The sequence below is a fragment of the Hydrogenophaga electricum genome (assembly GCF_030160815.1).
GTDB lineage: Bacteria > Pseudomonadota > Gammaproteobacteria > Burkholderiales > Burkholderiaceae_C > Hydrogenophaga > Hydrogenophaga electricum.
Map to the genome: position 1 here is coordinate 23,217 of NZ_BSPB01000021.1, position 24,825 is coordinate 48,041.

Annotated in this window: 23 protein-coding genes; 11 read left to right on the forward strand and 12 right to left on the reverse strand. The window is 68.7% G+C overall.

Annotated features, from left to right (window positions below; translation table 11 throughout):
• Positions 1 to 28 precede the first annotated feature (28 nt).
• Both ytfE and QQK43_RS13320 read left to right on the forward strand, forming a co-directional pair.
• Positions 29 to 709 carry an iron-sulfur cluster repair protein YtfE gene (gene ytfE, locus QQK43_RS13315; protein ID WP_284308164.1) on the forward strand — a complete coding sequence of 227 codons (681 nt, stop codon included), beginning with the start codon at positions 29 to 31 and terminating at the stop codon, positions 707 to 709.
• Positions 710 to 724: 15 nt separating this feature from the next.
• Positions 725 to 3,079: a nitric-oxide reductase large subunit gene (locus QQK43_RS13320; protein ID WP_284308165.1), complete on the forward strand. Its 2,355-nt coding sequence runs from the start codon at positions 725 to 727 to the stop codon at positions 3,077 to 3,079.
• 62 nt (positions 3,080 to 3,141) lie between these two features.
• Here QQK43_RS13320 and QQK43_RS13325 read toward each other — a convergent pair whose 3' ends face one another.
• The 6 genes from QQK43_RS13325 to argS all read right to left on the reverse strand — a co-directional run bounded on the left by QQK43_RS13325 (position 3,142) and on the right by argS (position 9,446).
• Complete coding sequence (locus tag QQK43_RS13325; protein ID WP_284308166.1) at positions 3,142 to 4,749, reverse strand: RNA polymerase factor sigma-54; 1,608 nt, start codon at positions 4,747 to 4,749, stop codon at positions 3,142 to 3,144.
• A gap of 84 nt (positions 4,750 to 4,833) precedes the next feature.
• A complete protein-coding gene (gene lptB / locus QQK43_RS13330; protein WP_234267139.1) occupies positions 4,834 to 5,583 on the reverse strand; it encodes an LPS export ABC transporter ATP-binding protein in 750 nt (249 codons plus the stop codon).
• A gap of 23 nt (positions 5,584 to 5,606) precedes the next feature.
• Positions 5,607 to 6,239 carry a lipopolysaccharide transport periplasmic protein LptA gene (gene lptA, locus QQK43_RS13335; protein ID WP_284308167.1) on the reverse strand — a complete coding sequence of 211 codons (633 nt, stop codon included), beginning with the start codon at positions 6,237 to 6,239 and terminating at the stop codon, positions 5,607 to 5,609.
• Between the two features lie 120 nt (positions 6,240 to 6,359).
• Positions 6,360 to 7,004: a thiol:disulfide interchange protein DsbA/DsbL gene (locus QQK43_RS13340; RefSeq protein WP_234267136.1), complete on the reverse strand. Its 645-nt coding sequence runs from the start codon at positions 7,002 to 7,004 to the stop codon at positions 6,360 to 6,362.
• A 67-nt stretch (positions 7,005 to 7,071) separates the two neighbouring features.
• The gene (locus QQK43_RS13345; RefSeq protein WP_234267135.1) at positions 7,072 to 7,758 is read right to left on the reverse strand and encodes an SPOR domain-containing protein; all 687 of its coding nucleotides are present in this window, start codon (positions 7,756 to 7,758) and stop codon (positions 7,072 to 7,074) included.
• Positions 7,759 to 7,772: 14 nt separating this feature from the next.
• The gene (gene argS, locus QQK43_RS13350; RefSeq protein WP_284308168.1) at positions 7,773 to 9,446 is read right to left on the reverse strand and encodes an arginine--tRNA ligase; all 1,674 of its coding nucleotides are present in this window, start codon (positions 9,444 to 9,446) and stop codon (positions 7,773 to 7,775) included.
• A 117-nt stretch (positions 9,447 to 9,563) separates the two neighbouring features.
• On the opposite strand from argS, the gene QQK43_RS13355 reads away from it, so the two are divergent.
• Positions 9,564 to 9,980 carry a PsiF family protein gene (locus QQK43_RS13355; RefSeq protein ID WP_348533532.1) on the forward strand — a complete coding sequence of 139 codons (417 nt, stop codon included), beginning with the start codon at positions 9,564 to 9,566 and terminating at the stop codon, positions 9,978 to 9,980.
• Positions 9,981 to 9,983: 3 nt separating this feature from the next.
• On the opposite strand, the gene QQK43_RS13365 is transcribed toward QQK43_RS13355, so the two are convergent.
• Positions 9,984 to 10,913, reverse strand: a complete 930-nt coding sequence (locus QQK43_RS13365; RefSeq protein WP_284308169.1) for a LysR family transcriptional regulator — start codon at positions 10,911 to 10,913, stop codon at positions 9,984 to 9,986.
• Between the two features lie 112 nt (positions 10,914 to 11,025).
• Here QQK43_RS13365 and QQK43_RS13370 point away from each other — a divergent pair, with 112 nt between their 5' ends.
• Positions 11,026 to 11,235 carry a hypothetical protein gene (locus QQK43_RS13370; protein ID WP_234264522.1) on the forward strand — a complete coding sequence of 70 codons (210 nt, stop codon included), beginning with the start codon at positions 11,026 to 11,028 and terminating at the stop codon, positions 11,233 to 11,235.
• An 11-nt stretch (positions 11,236 to 11,246) separates the two neighbouring features.
• Entirely contained in the window at positions 11,247 to 11,627 is a 381-nt protein-coding gene (locus QQK43_RS13375; protein ID WP_234264521.1) for a tautomerase family protein, read from the forward strand.
• 74 nt (positions 11,628 to 11,701) lie between these two features.
• On the opposite strand, the gene argP is transcribed toward QQK43_RS13375, so the two are convergent.
• On the reverse strand, positions 11,702 to 12,622 hold the full coding sequence (argP, locus tag QQK43_RS13380; protein ID WP_234264520.1) for an HTH-type transcriptional regulator ArgP: 921 nt from the start codon (positions 12,620 to 12,622) through the stop codon (positions 11,702 to 11,704).
• A gap of 114 nt (positions 12,623 to 12,736) precedes the next feature.
• Here argP and QQK43_RS13385 point away from each other — a divergent pair, with 114 nt between their 5' ends.
• From QQK43_RS13385 to QQK43_RS13395, 3 genes are read left to right on the forward strand one after another with little or no spacing between them, the layout of a single operon-like run.
• Positions 12,737 to 13,369, forward strand: a complete 633-nt coding sequence (locus tag QQK43_RS13385) for a LysE/ArgO family amino acid transporter (protein ID WP_234264519.1) — start codon at positions 12,737 to 12,739, stop codon at positions 13,367 to 13,369.
• A gap of 12 nt (positions 13,370 to 13,381) precedes the next feature.
• Positions 13,382 to 15,049: a flavin monoamine oxidase family protein gene (locus QQK43_RS13390; RefSeq protein WP_284308170.1), complete on the forward strand. Its 1,668-nt coding sequence runs from the start codon at positions 13,382 to 13,384 to the stop codon at positions 15,047 to 15,049.
• Between the two features lie 55 nt (positions 15,050 to 15,104).
• Complete coding sequence (locus QQK43_RS13395) at positions 15,105 to 15,938, forward strand: carbon-nitrogen hydrolase family protein (RefSeq protein WP_284308171.1); 834 nt, start codon at positions 15,105 to 15,107, stop codon at positions 15,936 to 15,938.
• 12 nt (positions 15,939 to 15,950) lie between these two features.
• Here the strand turns inward: QQK43_RS13395 and QQK43_RS13400 are convergent, their stop codons facing one another.
• Entirely contained in the window at positions 15,951 to 16,775 is an 825-nt protein-coding gene (locus QQK43_RS13400; protein ID WP_284308172.1) for a S1 family peptidase, read from the reverse strand.
• Positions 16,776 to 16,863: 88 nt separating this feature from the next.
• Positions 16,864 to 17,772 (reverse strand): LysR family transcriptional regulator, encoded by a 909-nt coding sequence (locus tag QQK43_RS13405; RefSeq protein WP_284308173.1) that lies wholly within the window; start codon positions 17,770 to 17,772, stop codon positions 16,864 to 16,866.
• Positions 17,773 to 17,887: 115 nt separating this feature from the next.
• Here QQK43_RS13405 and QQK43_RS13410 point away from each other — a divergent pair, with 115 nt between their 5' ends.
• A complete protein-coding gene (locus QQK43_RS13410) occupies positions 17,888 to 19,051 on the forward strand; it encodes a CaiB/BaiF CoA transferase family protein (protein WP_284308174.1) in 1,164 nt (387 codons plus the stop codon).
• Positions 19,048 to 20,031, forward strand: a complete 984-nt coding sequence (locus QQK43_RS13415) for a Bug family tripartite tricarboxylate transporter substrate binding protein (protein ID WP_284308175.1) — start codon at positions 19,048 to 19,050, stop codon at positions 20,029 to 20,031. Before QQK43_RS13410 ends, QQK43_RS13415 begins: the two co-directional genes overlap by 4 nt.
• 3 nt (positions 20,032 to 20,034) lie before the next feature.
• On the opposite strand, the gene QQK43_RS13420 is transcribed toward QQK43_RS13415, so the two are convergent.
• Positions 20,035 to 20,994, reverse strand: coding sequence for a LysR family transcriptional regulator (locus QQK43_RS13420; RefSeq protein ID WP_284308176.1), 960 nt, complete (start codon positions 20,992 to 20,994; stop codon positions 20,035 to 20,037).
• A gap of 91 nt (positions 20,995 to 21,085) precedes the next feature.
• Positions 21,086 to 22,312, reverse strand: coding sequence for a CaiB/BaiF CoA transferase family protein (locus QQK43_RS13425; protein WP_284308177.1), 1,227 nt, complete (start codon positions 22,310 to 22,312; stop codon positions 21,086 to 21,088).
• Between the two features lie 258 nt (positions 22,313 to 22,570).
• Between QQK43_RS13425 and QQK43_RS13430 the strand changes: the two genes are divergently transcribed.
• Complete coding sequence (locus QQK43_RS13430; RefSeq protein ID WP_284308178.1) at positions 22,571 to 24,787, forward strand: malate synthase G; 2,217 nt, start codon at positions 22,571 to 22,573, stop codon at positions 24,785 to 24,787.
• The last annotated feature ends 38 nt before the right edge of the window (positions 24,788 to 24,825 follow it).

Sequence of the window (24,825 nt, forward strand, 5' to 3'; positions counted from 1 at the left end):
CTGAGCATCCCAAGACCTGGAGAACCTCATGGATGCCTTCATCGACCAACCCCTGGGCCAACTGGCCCGCCGCATCGCCGGCGCTACGCGCGTGTTCGACGCCCATGGCCTGGACTTCTGCTGCGGCGGCCGCCACACACTGCGCGAGGCCGCCACCTCGCGCGGGCTCGACCCGCAGCCGATTGCCCAGGCGCTGCAAGCCGTCGCCGCCTTGGGCACGCCCACCGGCGAGCGCGACTGGAACAGCGCCACCCCGACCGAACTGGTCGACCACCTCCTGACCCGCTTCCACGCCGTGCACCGCGAACAGTTGCCCGAGCTGGTGCGGCTGGCGCGCAAAGTGGAGCAGGTTCACGGCGACCGCCCGGACTGCCCCACCGGCCTGGCCGACCACCTCAGCTCCATGCAGCAGGCGCTGGAAAGCCACATGCAGAAGGAAGAGCAGGTGCTGTTCCCGATGTTCGCGCGCGGCCAGGGCACGCTGGCGCGCATGCCCATCGGCGTGATGCGGCGGGAACACGACCACCACGGCGAGTCTTTGCAGCATCTGATGGCGCTGACGCAGGACATCACGCCCCCACGCGGCGCCTGCACCACCTGGCGCGCTCTCTACCTGGGCCTGGCCACCTTCCGCGCCGACCTGATGGTCCACATCCACCTCGAAAACAACGTGCTGTTCGAGCGCTTCGCGCCCGCACTCGCGCACTGAAACCGGAGCACCGACATGGGTCCGTACAAGAAACACTGGTTCGCGCTGATCGGCGTGCTCATCGCGATGTTCTCGCTGCTCGGCTACTTCGGCGCCGACGTCTACCGCTCGGCCCCGCCGATCCCGGCCCAGGTGGCCAGCACCGACGGCCAGGTGCTGTTCGGCCGCGACGACATCCTCGACGGCCAGACGGCGTGGCAGTCGGTGGGCGGCATGCAGTTGGGCTCCATCTGGGGTCACGGCGCCTACCAGGCGCCGGACTGGACGGCCGACTGGCTGCACCGCGAGCTGACGGCCTGGCTGGACCTGGCCGCGCAGGCAGCGCACGGTCAGTCTTTCGCGCAACTCGATACCACCGCCCAGGGCGCCCTGCAAGCACAACTGCGCGCCGAGTACCGCGGCAACGGTGTCGACGCCGCGCAGCGCCTGGTGGTCAGTCCCCGGCGCGCGCAGGCGATGGCCGCCACCGCGGCCTACTACGAGCGCCTGTTCGCCGCCGATCCGGCGCTGCGTGGCACGCGCCAAAGCTACGCCATGAAAGAAGACACCCTGCCCAGCGCCGAGCGGCGCCAGGACCTGACACACTTTTTCTTCTGGACCGCCTGGGCCGCGGCCACCGAACGCCCCGGCTCGGCGGTCACCTACACCAACAACTGGCCGCACGAGCCGCTGATCGGCAACGCCCCCAGCGCCGAGAACGTGGTCTGGTCGGTCGCCAGCGTGGTGATCCTGCTGGCCGGCATCGGTTTCCTGGTGTGGGGCTGGTCCTTCCTGCGCGCGTACGAGGCGCCGCTGCCCACAGCGCCGACACACGACCCCCTGACGCTGAGCGCGCTCACCCCGTCGCAGCGGGCTCTGGGCAAGTACCTTTTCCTGGTGGTGGCCCTGTTCGTGTTTCAGGTCTTCATTGGCGGGTTCACCGCGCACTACACGGTCGAAGGCCAGCACTTCTACGGCATCGACGTGTCGCAGTGGTTTCCCTACGCGCTCACCCGCACCTGGCACATCCAGAGCGCCCTGTTCTGGATCGCCACCGGCTTCCTCGCCGTGGGCCTGTTCCTGGCGCCCGTCATCAACGGCGGCAAGGACCCGAAGTTCCAGAAGCTCGGGGTGGATGTGCTGTTCTGGGCGCTGGTGTTCGTGTGCGTCGGCTCCTTCATCGGTAACTACCTGGCCATCGCGCAGAAGTTGCCACCAGCCTGGAGCTTCTGGCTCGGCCACCAGGGCTACGAATACGTCGACCTCGGGCGCCTGTGGCAGATTCTCAAGTGGGTCGGTATCCTGCTGTGGCTGGTGCTGATGCTGCGCGGCGTGCTGCCGGCGCTGCTGTCAGGAGAGCGCCGGGCCGCCCCAAGCTCTTCTGCTCCCCTTGGGGGACGGGCCGGGCGAAGCCTGGACCTGGGGGCCAACAGTTCTGATGGCGAAGACAAGAACCTGCTCGCCCTGCTGACCGCTTCGGTCGGGGCCATCGGTCTGTTCTATGGCGCCGGCCTGTTCTACGGCGAGCGCACCAGCCTCACGGTGATGGAGTACTGGCGCTGGTGGGTGGTGCACCTGTGGGTCGAAGGTTTCTTCGAGGTCTTCGCCACCGTGGCGCTGGCCTTCGTCTTCAGCAGCATGGGCCTGGTCTCGCGCCCCATGGCCACCACCGCCAGCCTGGCTTCGGCCTCGCTGTTCCTGCTGGGCGGCATTCCGGGCACCTTCCACCACCTGTACTTCGCGGGCACCACCACGCCGGTGATGGCGGTGGGGGCGGCCTTCAGCGCGCTGGAAGTGGTGCCGCTGATCGTGCTGGGCCACGAAGCCTGGGACAACTGGCGCCTGAAGACCCGTGCGCCCTGGATGGACAACCTGCGCTGGCCCCTGATGTGCTTCGTGGCCGTGGCCTTCTGGAACATGCTGGGCGCGGGCGTCTTCGGCTTCATGATCAACCCGCCCATCTCGCTGTACTACGTGCAGGGTCTGAACACCACACCGGTGCATGCACACGCCGCCCTGTTCGGGGTGTACGGCTTCCTGGCACTGGGCTTCACACTGCTGGTGCTGCGTTACCTTCGCCCGCAGTTCGTTTTCAGCCCCGTCCTGATGCCAACCGCGTTCTGGGGCCTCAACGTCGGCCTGGTGCTGATGATCGCCACCAGCCTGCTGCCCATCGGCATCCTGCAGTTCCACGCCAGTGTCAGCGAGGGCCTGTGGTACGCCCGCAGCGAAGCCTTCCTGCAGCAGCCGCTGCTGCAGACGCTGCGCTGGGTGCGCACCTTCGGTGACGTGGTGTTCATCGTTGGCGCCGTGGCCATGGCCTGGCAGGTGGTGTGGGGCCTGGCCAGCCGCGGCGCACCCGCCACCACGCTGCGCACGCGCACTGCCTGAGCACGCACCGAGCGCCCTGCCTGCCAAAACGCCGCCCTTTGGGCGGCGTTTTTTCGGGTCTGTCAGAGCGCCTTGCGCAGATTGGCCGGGGCGATGCGCAGCGCCTCGCGGTACTTGGCCACGGTGCGGCGCGCGCACTCGATGCCCTGCTCCTTGAGCATGTCCGAGAGCTGGTTGTCCGACAGCGGTTTTTTGGTGTCTTCGGCCGAGATGAACTGTTTGATGAGCGCGCGCACCGCGGTGCTCGACGCGTTGCCGCCGGTTTCCGTGCCCAGCGAAGAACCGAAGAAGTACTTCAGCTCGTAGGTGCCGAACGGCGTGGACATGTACTTGGCCGTCGTCACGCGGCTGATGGTCGACTCGTGCAGGCCCAGTTCGTCGGCGATCTCGCGCAGCACCAGCGGGCGCATGGCCAGTTCGCCGTGCATGAAGAAATTGCGCTGGCGCTCGACGATGGCGCTGGACACGCGCAGGATGGTGTCGAAGCGTTGCTGGATGTTCTTGATGAACCAGCGCGCTTCCTGCAGGCGCTGCTGCATCGCCGCGTGGCCGCCTTCGCTGTCGCGCCCTCCGCGCTGGCCCCGCAGCGCGTTGGCGTACACATCGTGCACGCGCAGGCGGGGCATGACGTCGGGATTGAGCACCACCTTGAAGCCGCGCCCGGCACGCAGCACGATCACGTCGGGCACGACGATGTTGCGCTCCACGTCGACAAAGCGCCGCCCCGGCTTGGGTTCAAGCCCGGCAATCAGGCCCAGGGCGGCGCGCACCGTCTCGTCGTCCGCCCCCGTGAGCGCACACAGGCGCTTGATGTCACGCTTGGCCACCAGCTCCAGCGGTTGCTGGCAGATCGCCAGCGCGATGCGGGCTGCCGGGGTGTTGCGCAGTTCCTGGATCTGCAGCCGCAGGCATTCGGCCAGATCGCGCGCCCCCACACCAGCGGGCTCCATCGCCTGCAGCCAGCCCAGCGCGATGCGCAGTTGCTCTTCGGCCTCCTCGGCCTCTTCAAGCGACGGCAAACCGGTGTCGGGATGGGCCAGGCGCCACCACGCGCGGGCCAGATCACCCAGATCGCCATCCAGATAGCCGTCATCGTTCAGCGATTCGATGAGGAAGAACAGCGCGGCCGCGTCGTCGTCCCCGATGCGCAGCATGCGCGCCTGTTCGTGCAGGTGGTCCTGCAGGCTGATCAGGCTGCGCGCCAGCTCGGCCGCGCTGGCGGTTTCGTCGTCGTCCGACGCGCCGTTGCGCGGCGGCGCGTCACCGCCCCATTCGCTGTCATCGGGCGCGATTTCGACCGTGCCGTCGCCTTCCCAGCTTTCTTCCACGGGGGCCGAGCCGTCGAGCCGGCCTTCCAGGTCGTCGGCCGGGGCGCTTTCATCCGAGGCGGACAGGCGCTCGCCCGCCGAAGCGGCGGCGCCATCATCCGCACCGCTCCCCGACTCGCTGAGCTGTTCGCCCGCGCTGACCGGTGCGTCGGTGGCCGACAGGCCAAACTCCTCGCGCTCGGCGCTTTCTTCCGTGCGCTCCAGGAAAGGGTTCTCGTCGAGCATCTGCTCGACTTCCTGCGCCATTTCGAGCGTGGACAGCTGCAGCAACCGGATCGACTGCTGCAGTTGCGGCGTCAGGGCCAGGTGCTGCGAAACCCGCAGGGAGAGCGACTGTTTCATGCCGCCGCCCGCTCCGCATCACGCCATGCCGGGCGCATGCCCGTCGGAAGCTGTCCGCCAGGTCCGGTCATCCGCATGCTGGCCTCACATCCGGAAGTGTTCGCCGAGATACACCCGACGCACGTCGGCGTTCTCGACGATCTCGGCCGTGGTCCCGCTGGCCAGCACCTGGCCATCGCTGATGATGTAGGCGTGGTCGCAGATGCCCAAGGTTTCGCGCACGTTGTGGTCGGTGATCAGGACACCGATGCCCTTGTCCTTGAGGAAAGCGATGATCTGCTGGATTTCGAGCACGGCGATCGGGTCGATACCGGCAAAGGGTTCGTCCAGCAGGATGAAGCGCGGCCGGGTGGCCAGCGCACGCGCGATTTCCACGCGGCGACGCTCCCCACCCGAGAGCGCCGGTGCGGGCGAATCGCGCAAGTGGTCGACCCGCAATTCCTTGAGCAGTTCGTCGAGACGGTCGTTGATATCGACCGCCGACAGCGGCTCGCCGTTCACATCGTGCTGCAGCTCCAGCACCGCGCGCACGTTCTGCGCCACCGTGAGCTTGCGAAAAATCGAGGCTTCCTGCGGCAAATAGCCCAGGCCCAGGCGGGCCCGCCGGTGGATGGGCAGGCGCTCGATGCGCATGCCGTCGAGTTCGATTTCGCCACCGTCGGCCCGCAGCAGGCCCACGATCATGTAGAACGATGTGGTCTTGCCCGCGCCATTGGGGCCCAGCAGACCGACCACCTCGCCCTTGTCGACCGAGAGCGAGACGTTCTTGACCACCTTGCGGCTGCCATAGGCCTTGCGCAAGCCGCGTGCTTCCAGCCGGCTGCGGACCGCCATCGGCGCCGGGGCCTCCGCCGCCGTCACTGCTTCTGCTCGGGAAGGGTGTTGGTGGACCGCAGTTGGGCGGGCGCTGTGGCGGGTGCCGGCTTCGCCTGCTCGTCCGGGATCGGGGTCAGCATGGCCCGCACACGGCCGGAAGGATTGGACGCGGTGGCGGCAGCGCCGCCCTTGACGGTGTAGACCTCGGTGGCGCTGCTGTAGGTAATCTGGGTGCCCGAGCTCTCGTCGTTGAGCTGGGTGCCCCGGTAACGGCGCATCACCGCCTTGCCGGTGAACACCACGGTTTCGGAGGCGCTTTCGTATTCGATGCGCTCGCCCTCACCCTCGATCCATTCGTCCACGCCTTCGCGTTTCTGCCGGAAGAAAGCCAAGGCATTCGGTCCCCCGACGAGCAGACCGAACTGGTTGCCCTGCGGGTCCTGGCGCACCTCCATGCGCGCACCGCGCATGATGATCGTGCCCTTGGTGGCCACCACCTTGCCGGTGAACACGCTCAGTTGCTTAGCATCTTCATAGCGCAGGCTGTCGGCCTCGATGTTCAACGGCTTGTCCTTGTCGGCCAACTCCGCATGCACGGCGCCCACGGGCAACGCGCAGGCCAAGGCCAGCAACAGGGAGCGGATCGGGAAGCGGGGGTTTTGAAGCACGGGCATGGCAGGTGAGGGCACGAAACTTGCATTCATTGTAGCCTTCACCGGCCGGCGTTCGGCGCGCATGGCCGAACAAATTGCGGGGCCTTTGACCGGCCCCGCCACCAGGTGACCCAAACCCGGTCAGCCCTTGCGCAGATCGGCGATCAGTGCGTCGGCCACCTGCAGGGTCTTGGGACCTTGACCCGGGACGTAGAAACGTCCTCCAATCCCCAGCGACGGGGTGGCCTCCACCAGATAGGCTTCCTGCATCTGGGCCGCGCGCCGCGCCTTGCCCGCCACCGAAAACGCGTTGTAGTTCTCGGTGAACTTGGCGGTGTCCAGCCCTTGCTTGCCGACCCAGGCGGTGATGGTCTCGGCGGTGGTCAGGCGTTGCCGCTCGACGTGGATGGCCTTGAAAACCTTTTCGTGCAAGGCATCGAGCTGGCCCATCGCTTCGAGTGCGTAGAACAGCCGCTGCAGCGGCACAAAGGCTTCGCTGAACGCGACAGGCATACGACGCACGGTCACGTGGGCCGGTTTCTTCTGAATCCAGGCGCTGAAGATGGGCTCGAAGTTGAAGCAGTGCACGCAGGTGTAGGCGAAGAACTCGATCACCTCCACCTGCCCGTTCGGGGCATCCACCGGCGCGGGGCGGCCCAGGCGCTGGTATTCGTTGCCTTCCTTGAAGCCCCCGACCTGGGCCTGCGCCAGCGGGGACCACAAGGCACCGGATACGGCGCCCGCGCCGGAGGCCAGCAGGGAAGCGGAAAACTGACGACGTTGCATGTAAGGACTCCTGTGATGAGCGGGTTGGTGGCCGGCGCCGCGGCAAAGTTCCCGCGGACGCGGGGTGTCAGCGCGGCACGCGCACCAGCGCCGCCTCCACCCCGCCGGACTCGAGCTGCTCGCGGGTCGCGTCGGCCGGCACCTTCTGCTGGAACGGTCCCACACGGACCCGGAACACCGGTCGCCCGGCCTGTTCGCGCTCGGTGATGTTGGCGGCAAACCCCATCATGGCCAGACGCGCACGCTGTGACTCGGCTTCCTCGGGACTGCGGAAAGCCCCCGCCTGCACAAAGTAGACAAAAGGCTCGGCACCGCCCACGGTGGCTGCGGACGCTGGTGCCGAGGTGTCGCGCGTGACGGTGACCGTCACCGTGCCAGGGGCTGCGGGCGCCGGCGAGCCCAGGCGCGACTGCACCAGGTCACCGATCGGGTCGGCCGAGCTGGCGGGTGCAGCAGGCGCAGCAGCGGGGGCAACGCCCGGTGCCGTCACGGCGGGATCGCCCGATTCGGGCGCCGGCGCCGCCGCAGGCAGCGGGGCCTTGCTGGCGAGGCCGGCGTTCGGGTTCCAGCCCTTGTTGCGCTCGGCCTCGGCCGCGTCCTGCGCCGCCGAGCGGGAAACGCCCCGGTCCACAAAGGGCACCGGCACGCGCGTGACGTACATCGCCACGGCCAGGGCGATGGCCAGACCGACCAGAACGCCCACCACAAAACCGATCAGGGTGCCGCCACGCTGCGGCCGGGGAGAATGTTTCATCCGGAACTCGTGCCTTACATTTTTTGCGGTGCGTCCACACCCAGCACCGCCAGGCCATTGTGCAGCACCTGGGCGGTCGCCGCGACCAGCGCCAGGCGGGCCTTTTTCACGGCTTCGTCATCGACCAGGATGCGCTCGGCGTCGTAGTAGCTGTGGTAGGCCGCCGCCAGTTCGCGCAGATAGAAGGTCACATCGTGCGGAGCGAAATCGGCCGCTGCGGCCGTGAGCATGGCCGGGTACCGGGCCAGCAGCAGCATCAGTGCCTGGGCCTGCGGCCCCTCCAGCGCCGACAGGTCGGTGTCCTGGAGAGCGGCCCTGTCACCGCCCCAGGCCGCGAGCACCGAGCAGATGCGCGCGTGCGCGTACTGCACGTAGTAGACCGGGTTGTCGTTGTTCTTCTGCACCGCCAGATCGACGTCGAAGGTGTATTCGGTGTCGGGCTTGCGGCTGAGCAGGAAGAAGCGCACGGCATCCTTGCTGGTCCACTCGATCAGGTCGCGCAGCGTGACGTAGCTGCCGGCGCGCTTGCTGATCTTGACCTCTTCGCCGTTGCGCACCACGCGCACCATGGTGTGCAGCACGTAGTCGGGGTAGCCCTGCGGGATGCCCACCTCGGCGGCCTGCAGGCCGGCGCGCACGCGGGCGATGGTGCCGTGATGGTCGGTGCCCTGGATGTTGATGACCTTGGTGAAGCCGCGCTCCCACTTGGCGATGTGGTAGGCCACATCGGGCACGAAGTAGGTGTACGTGCCATCGCCCTTGCGCATGACGCGGTCCTTGTCGTCGCCGTAGTCGGTCGACTTGAGCCACAGCGCGCCGTCCTGCTCGTAGGTCTTGCCGTTGGCGATGAGCCGGTTCACCGTGGCCTCGACGCGGCCGCTGGTGTAGAGGCTGGATTCGAGGTAGTAGTGGTCGAACTTGACCTGGAAAGCCTGCAGATCCTTGTCCTGCTCGTTGCGCAGGTAGGCGACGGCAAACTGGCGGATGTTGTCGGCATCGTCGACGTCACCGCTGGCGGTGAATTCGCGGTCATCGGCGTGCACCGTCTTCTTTGCCAGGAAGTCGTTGGCGATGTCCTGGATGTAGTCGCCGTTGTAGGCGGCCTCGGGCCACTGTTCGTCACCGGGCTTGAAGCCCTTGGCACGCAGCTGGGTGCTGGTCGCCAGCGTGCCGATCTGCACGCCCGCGTCGTTGTAATAGAACTCGCGGTGCACCGCCCAGCCCTGGGTGCTGTAGAGGTTGCAGATCGCGTCGCCCAGCGCGGCCTGTCTGCCGTGGCCCACGTGCAGCGGGCCGGTGGGGTTGGCCGACACGAACTCGACCATCAGGCGCTGGCCGTTGGCCGGCTGCACGCCGAAACCCGTGCCAGCCTCCAGCACCTCGCGCACGATCTGCTGCTTCGCTGCCGGCTGGAGGCGGATGTTGATGAACCCCGGGCCGGCGATATCGATCTCGGCCACCCACTGCTGGTACACCGGCTGAGCCAGCAACGCGGTCTTGAGCTGCTCGCCCACCTGGCGCGGGTTGGCCTTGAGCGGCTTGGCCAGTTGCATGGCCGCGGTCACGGCGAAGTCACCATGTGCCGCCACCTTGGGCGATTCGAAGGCGGCCTTCTCGCCGGCACCCGGCGACAGCTGTTCCAGGGCCTGGGCCAGCCCGGCCAGCAGTTCTTGTTTGATTTTCAGCATAGGGGCGGAATTTTAGGCGGGCGCGCCGACCCTGTGCGCCGACAGGGCTGCGGCTGCGCTATCGTTGCGCCACCCGCGCTGGCGGGCCCCGTCCACGCACCGTTTGCAAGGAACCCCATGAAACCGCTGCTGATTCTGTTGACCTTGTGCGCCACCATGGCGTCGGCCCAGGCCCCAACCCCGCCGGACAAGGCGCCCACCGGGCAGCAGGCGCGGATGACCCGTTGCAACCAGAGCGCGGGGGAAACCGACCTCAAGGGCGATGAGCGCAAACAGTTCATGAGCCGCTGCCTCAAGGGCGAGACGGAGCCCACCGCCGGCACGCCCCAGCAGGAACGGATGAAGGCCTGCAATGCCGATGCCGGCGCGCAGGCGCTCAAGGGCGACGAACGCAAGGCATTCATGAAAAAGTGCCTGAGCAACGCCCCGGCCACGCCGCAGGAGCGCATGAAAAGCTGCAACACCGAGGCCACCGCCAAGGCGCTCACAGGCGACGCACGCAAGCAGTTCATGGGCACCTGCCTGAAGGGCTGAGGCTCAGACCTCCCCGGCGGCGCCGACCCCCTCAGGACCGGACAGCCAGCGGGCCCAGTGGTCGATACAGGCGCGCAACTTGGGCAGGCGGTGCCGCTCGGGCAGCATGACCGCATAGATCGGCACCCGGTCGCGTTCGAACCAGTCGTCCAGCACCGGCACCAGCGCACCGCTGGCCAGATGCGGCCGGCTGAGCAGGTCGTTGAGCCTTGCGATGCCCACGCCCTGCACCGCCAGCGCCAGCGTGACCGCGGTGTTGTCACTGCGCGTGTGGCCCTGGGCCACGTAGACGCTTCCCACTGGGCGCCCTGCCTGCGGCGTCCACGGCCAGCGGTTGAGCACCGGGCTGGAGGTGCTGGTGATCAGCCGGTGGCGGGCCAAGTCGTCGGGATGCTGCGGCACCCCGAAGCGCTGCAGGTACGCGGGCGCGGCGCACAGGCGCCGGCCATGCTCGGCGATGCGGCGTGCCACCAGGTGGTCACCGGCCGGCGTGCCGGTGCGGATGGCGATGTCCACCCCCTCGCGCGCCATGTCGCTCATGCGGTCGTCGGCGAGCACCTCCACCTGCAACTGCGGGTGGGTGTCGTACAGCGCGGGCAGGCTGGGCGCGATCACGGTTTCGGCCAGCACCGGGCTGACCGCGACCCGGACCCAGCCGCTGGGCCCGGCGCGCTTGAGGCGCAAGGCCGCGGCAAGCTCGTCGCGGGTATCCACCAGGCGCCGCGCGTGCGCTGCGAAGGTGTCGCCTTCGTCCGTCAGGCTCAGGCCGTGGGTGGTGCGGTGCATCAGGCGCACGCCGCACTGGGCCTCCATGCGCACCAGCGCCCGAGACACCTGGCTCACGGGCACGTGGCGCTCGCGCGCCGCTGCCGAGAGCGAGCCCAGTTCGGCCACCCGCAGAAACAGGGCCGCATCGTCCAGATCGAGGTGCATGGGGTTCTCCGGCTTGGTTTTGCTTATTTTGCAATACCCATTCATCTGAATCGCCGTTTCCGGCTTCCGGCATTGCACCTAGAGTCAATCCATCCTTTTTCTGGAGACGGACATGCCCCTCTTCCACACCGACCCCCATGACCTGGCGGCCCAGCGCCACCAGGCCGAGCACGAGCGGCGAGAACACCTCGACGGCCTCTGGCGCCAGGCCGACAGCATGTGGACCCGCGTGCAACTGGACGCCAACGCCCGCCTGATGCGCAGCACCCGGCGCCTGCAGGCCCGGTTGGAGCGCCGGCAGCAGCACCTGCTGGCCTCCTGAAAGCCGCCGCCATGCCCCTGGTCACCCTCACCCTGCGACAACGCCGGCCGGCGGTGTTCAAACAGGCGGTGCTCGACGCCATCCACGCGGCACTGGTCCAGGCGGGCATCCCGGAGGCGGACCGCTTTCAGCGCGTATTCACCCTGGAGGCCGCCGACGCGCACATGGACCCCTGGTACCCCGACCTGCCACGCCCGCGCACCGACGACGCCCTGCTGATCGAGATCCTCTGGTCGGTCGGCCGCAGCGTGCGGATCAAACGCGCCCTGCTCGCCGACCTCATGCAGCGCCTGGACGCCCTGGGCATCGACACGGAACAGGTCATGGTCGTCCTGCAGGAAACCGCCTGGGAGAACTGGTCGTTCGGCGGTGGCCGGCAACTGCACGCATGAACGCGCCCGGCACCGAGCGCAGAGGCTGAGAGTGAGAGGGATTGGGGCGTGCCCGAAAGGGCGGCCGATTTCCTCTATGCCTCTCCGTGCGGCCCAAAGGGATGCAGGTGCTTGGCCGCGGCGGCCTTCACCGCCGCCGTCAGGCGCTGCGCCGACGCCGGCTCGCGCGCCCAGTGCTGCCAGAACAGCGCCACATCCACCGTCGCACCAGGCAGCACTTCCTGCAGCGCCGGTCTCTGCGCCAGGTGCTGCTCGGGCACCATGCCCCAGCCCAGACCGAGTTCGATGGCGGTCTCGAACGCTTCGACCGCGGGCGCGTAATGGCGCGGATAGTGCGGCTGCTTGAGCCCGAAGTGCTGCAGCAGGAAGGCGTCCTGCAACGCGTCCTTGCGGTTGAAGATGATCGCCGGATGCGCCAGCAGCCGGTGCGGCGACACCGCCCCACGCGGCGTGCGGCTGCGCTCCACCACCGCCGGCGCCGCAACGCAGCGGTAGCGCATCACGCCCAGCGGTTCGGCCACGCAGCCGCGCATGGGATCGGCGAGTGTGGTCACACAGCCGATCACATCGCCGCTCTTGAGCGCGTCGTGCGTATGGTCCTGGTCGTCGATCAGGATTTCCAGCAACAGCCGGTGGCGCTGCAGCAACGGCGCCACGCCGGGCAGGAACCAGCTCGCCACCGAGTCGGCGTTGATCGCCACGCTCAGGCTCTGCCAGGCCGCGCCAGCGCGCACCGGCGCCCCTCCTTGCAGGCCTGCCAGCAGGTCGGCTTCCATCAGCCGCACCTGCTTGGTGTGCGCCAGCAGCGCCTGCCCCGCGGCCGTGGCGCGCACGCTCTTGCCGCGCACCAGCAGGCGCTGACCGAGCGCCGCTTCCAGCGATTTGATGCGCAGCGACACCGCCGCCAGCGTGAGCGACAGGGCCTGGGCTGCCGCCCCGAAGCTGCCGTGTTCGGCCACGGCAGCCAGGGCTTCGAGTTGGCGGGCGTCGAGCATTCTGTTTAATTTTTATTGACTGATCAGAGTTTAAGTTAACTCTGTTTAAAAGAAAGCTGTCGCCCTGCACACTCCCGGCCACATCAAACCGCGATCCACCGCCGAGAAGACCCCATGACCCTCGCCTTCCCCACCTTCACCGCCGGCATGGTGCTGAGCCTGTCGCTCATCATGGCCATCGGCCCGCAGAACGCGCACGTGTTGCGCATGGGCCTGCAGCGCCAGCACCTGTGGCTGACCGTGGCGGTGTGCGCACTGGCCGACATGGCCCTCATTGCGCTGGGCGTGCTCGGGCTCGCCCAGCTGGGCGGCCTGTCGGACAAGCTGCAAGGCGCCCTGATCGGTGCCGGCGTGCTGTTCCTGGGCGTCTACGGCTGGCAGGCCTTCCAGCGCTTCCGCCAGCCAGCCCGCCCGGCCACCGCCATCGGCGACGGTGCCGCGCAGGGGGCGAACGTCTCGCGCCGCCAAGCAGTGCTCTCGGCCTTGGCTTTTTCGTGGCTGAACCCGCACGCCTGGCTGGACACCGCCGTGCTGATCGGCACCGCATCGCTGGCCTACGGCCAGGGCAGCACCGTTTTCGGCCTGGGCGCGGTCACGGGCTCCATCGTCTGGTTCCTGCTGCTGGGCACCGCCGCGTTCTGGCTGGGCCGGCGCCTGAACGCGCTGCGCATCTGGCGCGCGCTCGACGGTGCCGTGGCCCTGATGATGTGGGGCACGGCCGCCGTGCTGGTCGGCAGCCTGTTCTGAGAAAGCCGCTCCATGCGCCCCACCCGCCCCGCCAACGCCCCCGTCACCCTGTTCGGGCCGGACTTTCCCTTTGCCTACGACGACTGGCTCCGGCACCCCCGGGGCCTGGCCACGCTGCCCGAGGCAGCACATGGCACAGAAGTGGCGGTCGTGGGCGCCGGCGTCGCCGGGCTGGTGGCGGCCTACGAACTCATGAAGCTCGGGCTCAGGCCCGTGCTGCACGAAGCCTCGCGCATGGGCGGGCGCCTGCGATCACAGGCTTTTGAAGGGGGCCAGGGCGTGATCGCCGAACTCGGCGGCATGCGCTTCCCGGCATCGTCCACCGCCTTCTTTCATTACGTGAACCTGCTGGGCCTGCAGACCCGCCCCTTTCCCAACCCGCTCACGCCCGCCGCCGGCAGCACGGTGATCGACCTCGAAGGCCAGACGCACTACGCGCGGTCGCTGGAGGAACTGCCGCCCGTGTTCCGCGAGGTGGCCGCGGCCTGGAACGACGCGCTGGAAGAACTGGGTTTTTCCGGCCTGCAGCAGGCGCTGCGCGAGCGCGATGTGCCCCGCCTGAAAGCGCTGTGGAACGCCCTCGTTCCGCTGTGGGACGACCGCACCTTCTACGACTTCGTGGCGCAGTCGGCCGCGTTCTCCAAGCTGTCGTTCCGCCACCGCGAGATCTTCGGCCAGGTCGGCTTCGGCACCGGCGGCTGGGACTCGGACTTCCCCAACACCCTGCTGGAAATCCTGCGCGTGGTACTGACCGGCTGCGACGAAAACCAGCACCTGATCGTGGGTGGCGCGCAGCAGGTGCCGCTGGGCCTGTGGCAACACGCACCTGCATCTATCGCGCACTGGCCGACCGGCACGACGCTGGCCAGCCTGCACGGTGGCGCCACGCGGCCGGGCGTGACCGCCATCCACCGCGCCAGCGATGGCCGGATCGCCGTGACCGACACCTGGGGCAGCGAGCGCACCTACCCCGTCGTGCTCGTGACCTGCCAGAGCTGGCTGCTGACCACCCAGATCGCGGTGCAGGAAAGCCTGTTCTCGCAAAAGCTGTGGATGGCGCTGGACCGTACCCGCTACATGCAGTCGAGCAAGACCTTCGTCATGGTCGACCGCCCGTTCTGGAAAGACGTGGACCCCGCCACCGGTCGCGACACGATGAGCATGACGCTGACCGACCGGCTCACGCGCGGCACCTACCTGTTCGACAACGGGCCGGACCAGCCCGCCGTGCTGTGTCTCTCCTACGCCTGGATGAGCGACGCGCTCAAGATGCTGCCGCACCCGCCTGAAAAGCGCGTGCAGCTCGCGCTCGACGCGCTGCGCAAGATCTACCCCGGCGTGGACATTGCGAGCCACATCGTCGGCGACCCGATCACCATCTCGTGGGAAGCCGACCCTTACTTCCTGGGCGCTTTCAAGGGCGCCCTGCCCGGCCACTACCGCTACAACCAGCGCATGTATGGCCACTTCATGCAGGACGGCCTGCCGGCCGCCGAACGCGGCATCTTTCTGGCCGGCGACGACATCTCCTTCACGCCGGCCTGGGTGGAAGGCGCGGTGCAAACGGCGCTGAACGCGGTCTGGGGCATCGCACACCAGCTCGGTGGCCAATGCCCGGCCGACAATCCGGGGCCGGGCGAGCACTATCCCGCCATCGGGCCCATCGCGCTGCCGGACTGACGCGCGGCCGCCCCACCGCCTTGCCGCCCCCGCCACCTTCGCGTACCGTGCCGCCATGAACGTGCCCGACCACGACCTGCGCCTCGCGCTCTGGCAAACGCCCTATGCGCCTCCGTCAGGCGGCACCGCCGAAGCGCTGCGCCGGCTCGACGCCGCAGCGGCACAGGCCCGCGCACAAGGCGCCGACTGGCTGCTGTGCCCGGAAATGTCGCTCACGGGTTATGCCATCGGCGCCGAGCGGGTGGCCGCGCTCGCCGAAGCCTCCGACGGCCCACTGGCCCAGGCTGTGGCCGTGATCGCGCGCCGCCACGGCCTGGCCATCGTCTACGGGTATCCCGAGCGCCATCCGCAGGGCCGGCCGTTCAACGCGGTGCAAGCCATCGGCGCCGACGGTCAGCGGCTGGCGAACGGCCGCAAGAGCCACCTGTTCGGCGCGCTCGACGCCGCCCAGTTCAGCCCGGGCGAAACCGCCCCCACGGCCTTCACCTGGCGCGGCTGGACGCTGGGCCTGCTGATCTGCTACGACGTGGAGTTTCCGGAAACGGTGCGTGCGCTCGCGCTGCAGGACGCCGATGCGGTGCTGGTCCCCACCGCCAACATGACCGGCTTCGACGAGGTCCCGGAAATCCTGGTGCCGGCGCGCGCCTGCGAAAACCGGCTGTTCGTGGCCTACGCCAACGCCTGCGGCGCCGAGGGCGCCACGGTGTATGGCGGTGAAAGCCGGGTGTGCGGCCCGGATGGCCGCGCCCTGCTGGCCGCCGGGCGGGGGCAGGCCCTGCAGACCGTCACCCTGGCCGCCGGACAACGCCGCACGGCGCTGGCGCACGACCAGCGTCCCCACCGGCGACCGGCGCTGTACGCCGCGCTCAGCCAGCCCCGCACCGGCTGAAGCGGGACGGGCTCACATTTCCGGCAGGCCCGGAATCTGCCCGCGCAGGAAGTCGATCATCGAGCCGGCCTGCAGGTTGGTGAACACCGACCATTCGCCCACGGCGCAGTTGGCCGACGTGCCCCCCGAAGTCACCCCCACCACACCGGCGCGCCCATTGATCACGCGGTACATCGGGCCACCGGAATCGCCCATGCAGGTGTTGCTGAGCTTTTCATCGAACACGAACCCGGCCCGGGAATCCTCGACGTAATCGACCCGGACCAGCCCCACCGACAGCTCGTACGACGGGCGGCCCCAGCCCGAGATGTAGGCCGACTGGCCCGTCGACAGACGCTGGCTGGTCAGCACCGGCATGGTCGGGTTCGACAGCGGGCTGCGCAGATGCACCACGCCCAGGTCGTTGAGCAGACGCCCGTCGGTGTACGAATACCCCGGGTGCGGCACCCAACTGCTGGCGTCGATCGGGTCGGCCGTGCCGTCACCCTTCCACTGCGCCGCAACGATGCGCGAGATCTTGCCTTCGACACAGTGGGCAGCGGTCACCACCGAGGTGGGCGTCACCAGCACCCCGGAACAGGCCGACGTCGCCCCGGAAGGCTCCTGGATCACCAACAGCACGACCGGCGATGCCTCGGGTGCCACACACGCCGTGCCGTTCACGATCTTGGGCGTCATGCCCTGGCTTTCGCACAACACGGTGGCTGCCGGGAGGGTGAGCTGGGGCTGGTTGTCGTAGCGCTTGGAGTCGGTCACCCCACCGCCATCCCCGCCGCCACCGCCACAGGCGGCCAGCACCACACCACACAGGCCAGCGAGCGCTTTGCGCATATCCATCCACTGCATTCGGTCCTCCCCAAAAAAGTTCGTAATGTAATGTAAAGCACCGGATTGGCGCACACCGGCCGCGCCCTCGCACCCCCGCTCACGCAGGGCCAGACGCAAGGGCGTCCGGCATCAGGCTGTCCATGAAGGCGCGGGCTGCCGGCGGCAGCGAGCGCCCCACGCGCGTGACCAGTCCGATGGGCCGCGTCACCCCCGGCCGCGCCAGGGGCACCGCAGCCAGTTCGGCCATGTTCACCAGCTCCAGCGCCAGCACCGGCAGGGCGGCGACACCCAGGCCCGCCCCCACCATGGCGCCGCAGGCGGCCACGCTGGGAAAGTCCATCAGCGGCCGCACCGGACTGCGCAGGCGCAGAAAGGCCGCGTCGGTGATTTGCCGGATGCTGCTGTGCGGCGCACTCACGAGGCACGGGCGCGTGGCGAACACCGACCAAGGCACCGACGCGCGTGCAGCCAGCGGATCGTCGCGGCGACACAGCAGCACGAACGGATCGTCGAGCAAATGGCGGTATTGCAGGCGCTGGCGCGGCTGCGGCCGCACGCTCAGCCCGAGGTCGGCACGCCCCTCCTCCACCAGCGCCAGCAGCGCGTCGGCCGGCGCCTCGATCAGCGACAGCGACACCTGCGGATGCGCGCGCAGGAAAGCGGCCATGGCGCGCGGCACCAGCGAGACGCTGGTGGACGGCAGCGCAGCGACCGTGACGCGGCCGCTGCGCCCGGCCATGAACTCGCCCAGGTCACCCAGCGCGTGGTCGAAGTCGCGCAACACGCGGCGCGCAATGGGCAGCAGTTCCTGCCCCGTCGCGGTGATGCGCACATGGCGCGTGTCGCGGTCGAACAGGCGCGCGCCCAACGACTGTTCGGCACGCCGGATGGCGCTGCTGAGCGCAGGCTGTGACTGCCCGAGCTGCAGCGCGGCCTGGCGGAAGCTCCCGCTCGAGGCCACCTGCACAAAGGCTTCCAGTTGCCGCACGCTGAGATCGATGCGCATCCGATTGATCCAGTTTGGTTATCACAGAAATAGGAATGTATCGCTTCCCAGATCAATCCCGCCTGCCTAGACTGAGCCCGAAAGACACAGGAGACAAGACCCATGGGTGATCGGTATGGCCGGCGTGCTTGACGGCGTGCGTGTGCTGGAGCTGGGGCAGGTGCTGGCGGGGCCGTTTGCGGGCGCCATCCTGGCCGACCTCGGGGCCGAGGTGATCAAGATCGAGCGCACCGAAGGCGGCGACGACGCGCGCCGCATGGGCCCGGCCTTCCGGCACGGCGACGCGCTCAATTTCCACATCTTCAACCGCGGCAAACAGTCGGTCGCGCTGGATCTCAAGACCGAGGCCGGCCGCGCGCACCTGGAGCGCCTGACGGCGCAGGCCGACGTCTTCATCCACAACCTGCGACCCGGTGTGCCCGAGGCCCTGGGCATCGACGGCGCCACCCTGTGCGCGCGCCACCCCCGCCTGATTTACGGCGAGATTTCGGCTTTCGGCCCCATCGGCCCGATGGCCATGCGGCCCGGTTATGAACCGCTGCTGCAGGCGTTCAGCGGCCTGTCGAGCACCAACGGTGGCGAGGGCGATCCGCCGATGCGTTCGGGCGCGTCGGTGTGCGACCAGGGCTCGGGCATGTGGCTGGTGATCGGCGTGCTGGCCTTGCTGCACCGGCGGGCACAGACCGGCCGCGGCGGCCTGCTGACCACCTCGCTGCTGGAGACCGCGCTGGCCTGGAACGCGCAGAAGAGCGACGCCTGGACCAACGAAGGCCAACTGCCGTTGCGGCACCGTTCGGGCCACCCGGGTTTCGTGCCTTACGAGGCGTTCGACACCGCCGACGGACCGCTGCTGATCTGCTGCGGCAACGACCGCCTGTTTGCCAAGCTGGCCCACGCGCTCGCGCGGCCGGACTGGATCGACGACCCGCGCTTCGCCACCAACCGCGCCCGCCTGCAACACAAGGCGGCGCTGTTCGAGCAGCTCGCCCCGCTCCTGCGCGCCCACACCCGCGCCGACTGGACCGACCGTTTTGAAGCCGCCGGCGTGCCCTGCGCGCCCGTGCATTCGGTGCCCGAAGCGCTGGCGCACCCGCAGGTACAGGCCCTGGGCATGCAGGCCCCGGTGGCGGGCGCCGACGCCACCCTCACCGCGCTGCCCCTGCGCATCGACGGCGAGCGGCCGCTGGTGCGCGGCCTCGCGCCGCAGCTCGGTGCCGACAACGCCCGCCACGAGGCGTCCCTTTTCCCCGTTCCACCCCGACAGGAGACCACACCATGACAAAAACCCGCCCGCACCGCCGGCTTGCCATCACCCTGGGCCTGAGCGCCGCTGCGCTGCTCTCAGTGCCCCAGGCCTGGGCCCAGGCCTATCCCAGCAAGTCCATCACCATCGTGGTGCCGTTCGGGGCCGGCAGCGGCACCGACCAGTCGGCGCGCATCTACGGCCAGGCCATCGCCGAACACCTGAAGGTGCCGGTGGTGGTCGACAACAAGGGCGGCGCCAGCGGCTTCATCGCCGCGCAGCAGGTGGCCAAGGCCGCGCCCGACGGCTACACCCTGTTCATGACGACCAACACCACGCAGGTCGCCAACCCGCACCTGTTCAAGAAGCTGCCGTACGACCCGGTCAAGGATTTCACCCCGATCGCGCTGCTGGCCAAGGGCCAGATGCTGCTGCTGGTGCAGCCCAACGCGCCCTACCAGTCGCTGGCCGATCTGCTGGCCGCGGCCCGCAAGACCCCGGGCAAGCTCAACTTCGGCAGCGGCTCCTCGTCCAGCCAGGTGGCGGGCGAACTGCTCAAGCAGATGGCCGGCGTCAACGTCACCAACGTGCCCTACAAGAGCAACCCGCAGGCGATCACCGACCTGATCGGCGGGCAGATCGACTTCATGTTTGCCGACGCGCCCACCGCCGTGCCGCAGGTGCAGGGCGGCAAGCTGCGCGCGCTGGCCGCCAGCGGTGCCACGCGCCTGGGCGCGGCGCCGGACGTGCCGACGGTGGCCGAGGCGGGCGTCAAGGGCTACGACATGACCTTCTGGTTCGCCATCTACGGACCGGCCGGCCTGCCCCCGGCGATCGTGCAGCGCCTGAACGAAGCCTTCGCCAAGGCCTCGGAGGCGCCCGAGGTCAAGGGCTTCCAGGCCAAGACCAGCGGCGAGGTGACCTTCAGCAGCCCCGAAGCGCTGGCGCAGTTCCAGACCGCCGAGTCGAAAAAGTGGGGCGAGGTGATCCGCGCCGCCGGTATCCAGCCCGAATGACGCTCAGACCGCGCCGGCCACCGGCGCGGCGCTGCCCCAGAAATCGGGCTGTGCGTAGTGGTGTTTGAGAAAGTCGATCCACAGCCGCACGCGCAGCGCCAGGTGCTTGCGCTGCGGGAACAGCGCGTAGATGCCGTTGGGCGGTGCGGCGTAGTCGTCGAGCACGGTCACCAGACGCCCGGCCGCGATGTCGGACTCCACCTCCCAGGTGCTGCGCCAGGCGATGCCGTAACCGGCCAGGCACCATTCGCGCAGCACCTGCCCGTCGGAGCAGTCCAGCGGACCGCCCGGGCGCAGGTAGACCAGTTCGCGCGCGTTGGCACCACCCCCGTCCGCGTCGCGCGGCATGGCGAAGGCCCAGCCCCGCGTCTGCGAGGCGTCGGACGAAAGCGTCAGGCAGTCGAAGCGCACCAGATCGGCTGGCGTCTGCGGCCGGCCATGCTGCTGGAGGTAACGCGGCGTGGCCACACACAGGCGCCGGTTGTCGGCCAGGCGCACGCTGACCAGCGAGGAGTCGGGCAGATCGCCCACGCGCACGGCGCAGTCGTAGCCCTCGCCGGCCACGTCGACCACCCGGTCGCTCAGGTTCAGCGAGATCGTCACCTCCGGGTGCAGTTCGCGAAAACGGGGCACCAGCGGCGCCACGTGGCGGCGGCCGAATCCGGCCGGGGCCGTCAGCCGCAGGTGGCCGCTGGCCTTGACGCCGCCCGCGCTAACGCTGGCTTCGGCATTGGCCAGATCGGTCAGCAAGCGCTGGCAGTCCTCCAGAAAAGCGCTGCCTTCATGGGTGAGCGTGATGCGGCGCGTGGTGCGCACCATGAGCTTGACGCCCAGGCGCGCCTCCAGCGCGTCCAGCCGGCGCCCGATGATGGCCGGCGCCACGCCTTCGGCCTTGGCGGCGGCGGTCAGGCTGCCGCGCAGGGCCACGGCCGCGAAAGTCTCCAGTTGCTTGAATTTGTCCACGCCGGCAGATTAGGGCCTATCGAGACACAAATCAATCAGCAAACCTGCCTATTCCCACCCAATCGGTCACAGACCGAGGGCGACAGCGCCATCAGCCCACCGCGTGGGCGCTGCGCAGCGCGACCTGCGCCGCGGCGTCGTAGCCCAGGGCCGACAACAGCTCGGTGGTGGCGTCGCCCAGGGGCGGCGGGCTGCGGTAGACCCCCAGGCGCTGCCCATCCAGCGTGAACGGCAGCAAGGTGGCCTTGGCGGTCTGGCCCGCGCGCTCGCCATCGGGCAGCGTCATGTCGGCCAGCCCGCCGGTGGCCAGCAGGTGCTCGTCGTCCAGCAGCTCTTCCGGCCGGCGGATGGGTGCGTAGGGCAGCCCCACGCGCTCGAACAGGGCCGCCAGGTCGGCCGCCCGCCAGCCCGCCAGGCGCTCGCGCAGCAACGGCAGCAGCGTGGGCCTCTCCTGCACGCGCCGGTTGTTGTCGGCGTAGCGCGGCTCGCTCTGGAGATCGGCAAACCCCAGCGCCTGGCAGAAGGTGGCCCACTGCGCGTCGCTGACCGCGCTCAGAAAGATCTGCTCGCCGTCTTTCACGGTGAACACGTCGTAGAGCCCCCAGGGGCTGATGCGGGCCGGCATGGGCGCGGCGGGCTGACCGGTCATGGCGTACTGCAGCATGTGCTGGCCGACCAGGAACACGTTGTTCTCGAACAGCGCGCTCTGCACCTCCTGGCCCCGGCCGGTGATGCCGCGCTGGATGAGCGCGGCCAGCACGCCGATGGCGCCGAACATGCCGCCCATGATGTCGTTGACGCTGGTGCCGGCGCGCAGCGGGTCGCCCGGGCGCCCGGTCATGTAGGCCAGCCCGCCCATCATCTGCACCACCTCGTCGAGCGCGGTGCGGTGCTCGTAGGGGCCGGGCAGGAAGCCCTTGTGCGTCACGTAGATGAGCCGCGGGTTCACCGCCGACAGCGCCGCGTAGTCCAGCCCGTACTTGGCCATGGTGCCGGGCTTGAAGTTCTCGGCCACCACGTCGGCGCTGGCGGCCAGGCGCCGCGCCACCTCGGCGCCTTCGGGCGTGTGCAGGTCGATGGCGATGCTCTTCTTGTTGCGGTTGAACATCGGGAAAAAACCCGCCCCGGCACCCAGCAGGAAGCGCGTGCGATCACCGTCCAGCGGCTCGACCTTGATGACCTCGGCCCCCAGATCGGCCAGCACCAGACCGCAGGTGGGGCCCATGACCATGTGCGTGAACTCGACCACACGCAGCCCGGCCAGGGGCAGTGCGTGCTGGGAGGATGGGGGGGTATGTGTCTCTGTGTCTGTCGTCATGGCGTTGCTGCGCGAACCCGGCAGCCCGCACTGTACTGCGCCATGCGGGTACGAAGGCGGGCACCGCCCTTCATTACATCCATTTCAGTCACAGCCCCAGAGAAATGCAGTTACTTAATACCGATCGAGGTATCGAATAACATCAGGGTGCCCGAAGCTCCCGTGCGCGCGCCGCCTTGTGGCCCCGCACCACCCTTCCCGCACGGCGGCCACCAGCCGGCCGCCCCACACCACCTTTTTCATCCGTCGAGGTTTCCCATGACCGCCACCACCGCGCGCACCCCCGTTCACGGCCTGCAGGTTGCCACCGAGCTCTACGATTTCATCGAGCAGCGTGTGCTGCCCGGCACCGGCGTGAGCAGCGCCACGTTCTGGAAGGGCTTCGACGCCATCGTGGCCGACCTGGCACCGAAGAACGCCGTCCTGCTGGCCGAGCGCGACCGCCTGCAGACCGCGCTGGACCAGTGGCACAGCGCCCACCCGGGCCCGGTGGCCGACCAGGCCGCCTACCGCGCCTTCCTGGAAGAGATCGGCTACCTCGTGCCCGTACCCAAGAAGGTCAAGGCCACGACCAAAAATGTGGACGACGAGCTGGCCACGCAGGCCGGCCCGCAACTGGTGGTGCCCATCCTCAATGCCCGCTACGCGCTCAACGCCGCCAACGCGCGCTGGGGCAGCCTGTACGACGCGCTGTACGGCACCGATGTGATCAGCGAAGACAAGGGCTGCGAGAAAGTCGGCAAGAAGGGCGGCTACAACCCCAAGCGCGGCGCCAAGGTCATCGACTACGCGCGCCACGTGCTCGACCGCTGCGCCCCGCTGAAGAAGGGTTCGCACGTCGGCTCCACCGGCTACAAGGTCAACAAGGACGGTGAGCTGGTGGTGAGCCTGGCCGAAGGCGGCACCAGCAAGCTGGCCGACAAGAGCCAGTTCGTCGGCTTCCAGGGCGAAGCCAAGAAGCCCTCGGCGTTGCTGCTCAAGCACCACGGCCTGCACCTGGAGATCCAGATCCGCCCCGAGACCCCGATCGGCAAGACCGACGCCGCCGGCGTGAGCGACCTGGTGGTCGAGGCCGCGCTGTCGACCATTCTCGATCTGGAAGATTCCGTGGCCGCGGTCGACGCCGAAGACAAGGTGCTGGCCTACAGCAACTGGCTGGGCATCCTGCAAGGCACGCTGGTCGAATCCTTCGAGAAGGGTGGCCAGACCCTGACCCGCGGCCTCAACGCCGACCGCGAGTACACCGGCCCGAACGGCAAGACCGTGCGCCTGCACGGCCGCTCGCTCATGTTCGTGCGCAACGTCGGCCACCTGATGACCAACCCCGCCATCCTGTGGGGCGCCGAGGGCAAAGAGATTCCCGAAGGCATCCTGGACGCGATGGTGACCACCACCATCGCCATCCACGACCTGAAGAAGGGCAAGAAGGACGCCATCCGCAACTCGCGCAAGGGCTCGGTCTACATCGTCAAGCCCAAGATGCACGGCCCGGCCGAAGTGGCCTTCGCCGCCGAGCTGTTCAGCCGCGTCGAACAGGTGCTGGGCCTGCCGGCCGACACCGTCAAGCTGGGCATCATGGACGAGGAACGCCGCACCAGCGTCAACCTCAAGGCCTGCATCGCCGCCGCCGCCAGCCGCGTGGCCTTCATCAACACCGGCTTCCTCGACCGCACCGGCGACGAGATGCACACCGCCATGCGGGCCGGCCCGATGATCCGCAAGGGCGACATGAAGACCAGCGCCTGGATCCAGGCCTACGAGCGCAACAACGTACTGGTGGGCCTGTCCTGCGGCCTGCGCGGCAAGGCACAGATCGGCAAGGGCATGTGGGCCATGCCCGACCTGATGGCCGAGATGATGAAGCAGAAGATCGGCCACCCCAAGGCCGGCGCCAACACCGCCTGGGTGCCCTCGCCCACCGGCGCCACGCTGCACGCCCTGCACTACCACCAGGTGCTGGTGTCCGACGTGCAGAAGGAACTGGAAACGATCAAGGCCGACAAGGAACGCGAAACCCTGCTGACCGGCCTGCTGACCGTGCCCGTGGCCGCCGAGGCCAACTGGAGCGCCGCCGAGAAGCAGGCCGAGCTGGACAACAACATCCAGGGCATCCTGGGTTACGTGGTGCGCTGGGTCGATCAGGGCGTGGGCTGCTCCAAGGTGCCCGACATCAACGACATCGGTCTGATGGAAGACCGCGCCACGCTGCGCATTTCCAGCCAGCACGTGGCCAACTGGCTGCTGCACGGCGTCGTCACTGAAAAGCAGGTGCGCGAAACCTTCGAGCGCATGGCCGCCAAGGTGGACAAGCAGAACGCCGGCGACAAGCTCTACCAGCCGATGGCTGGCAACGTGAAAACCAGCAAGGCCTACCAGGCCGCCCTGGACCTGGTGTTCAAGGGCAAGGAACAACCCAGCGGCTACACCGAGCCGCTGCTGCACGCCTGGCGCCTGAAGGTGAAGGCTGCGGCCTGACGATCACACGGAGCCGAGGAGATAAAAAAACGGCGCCC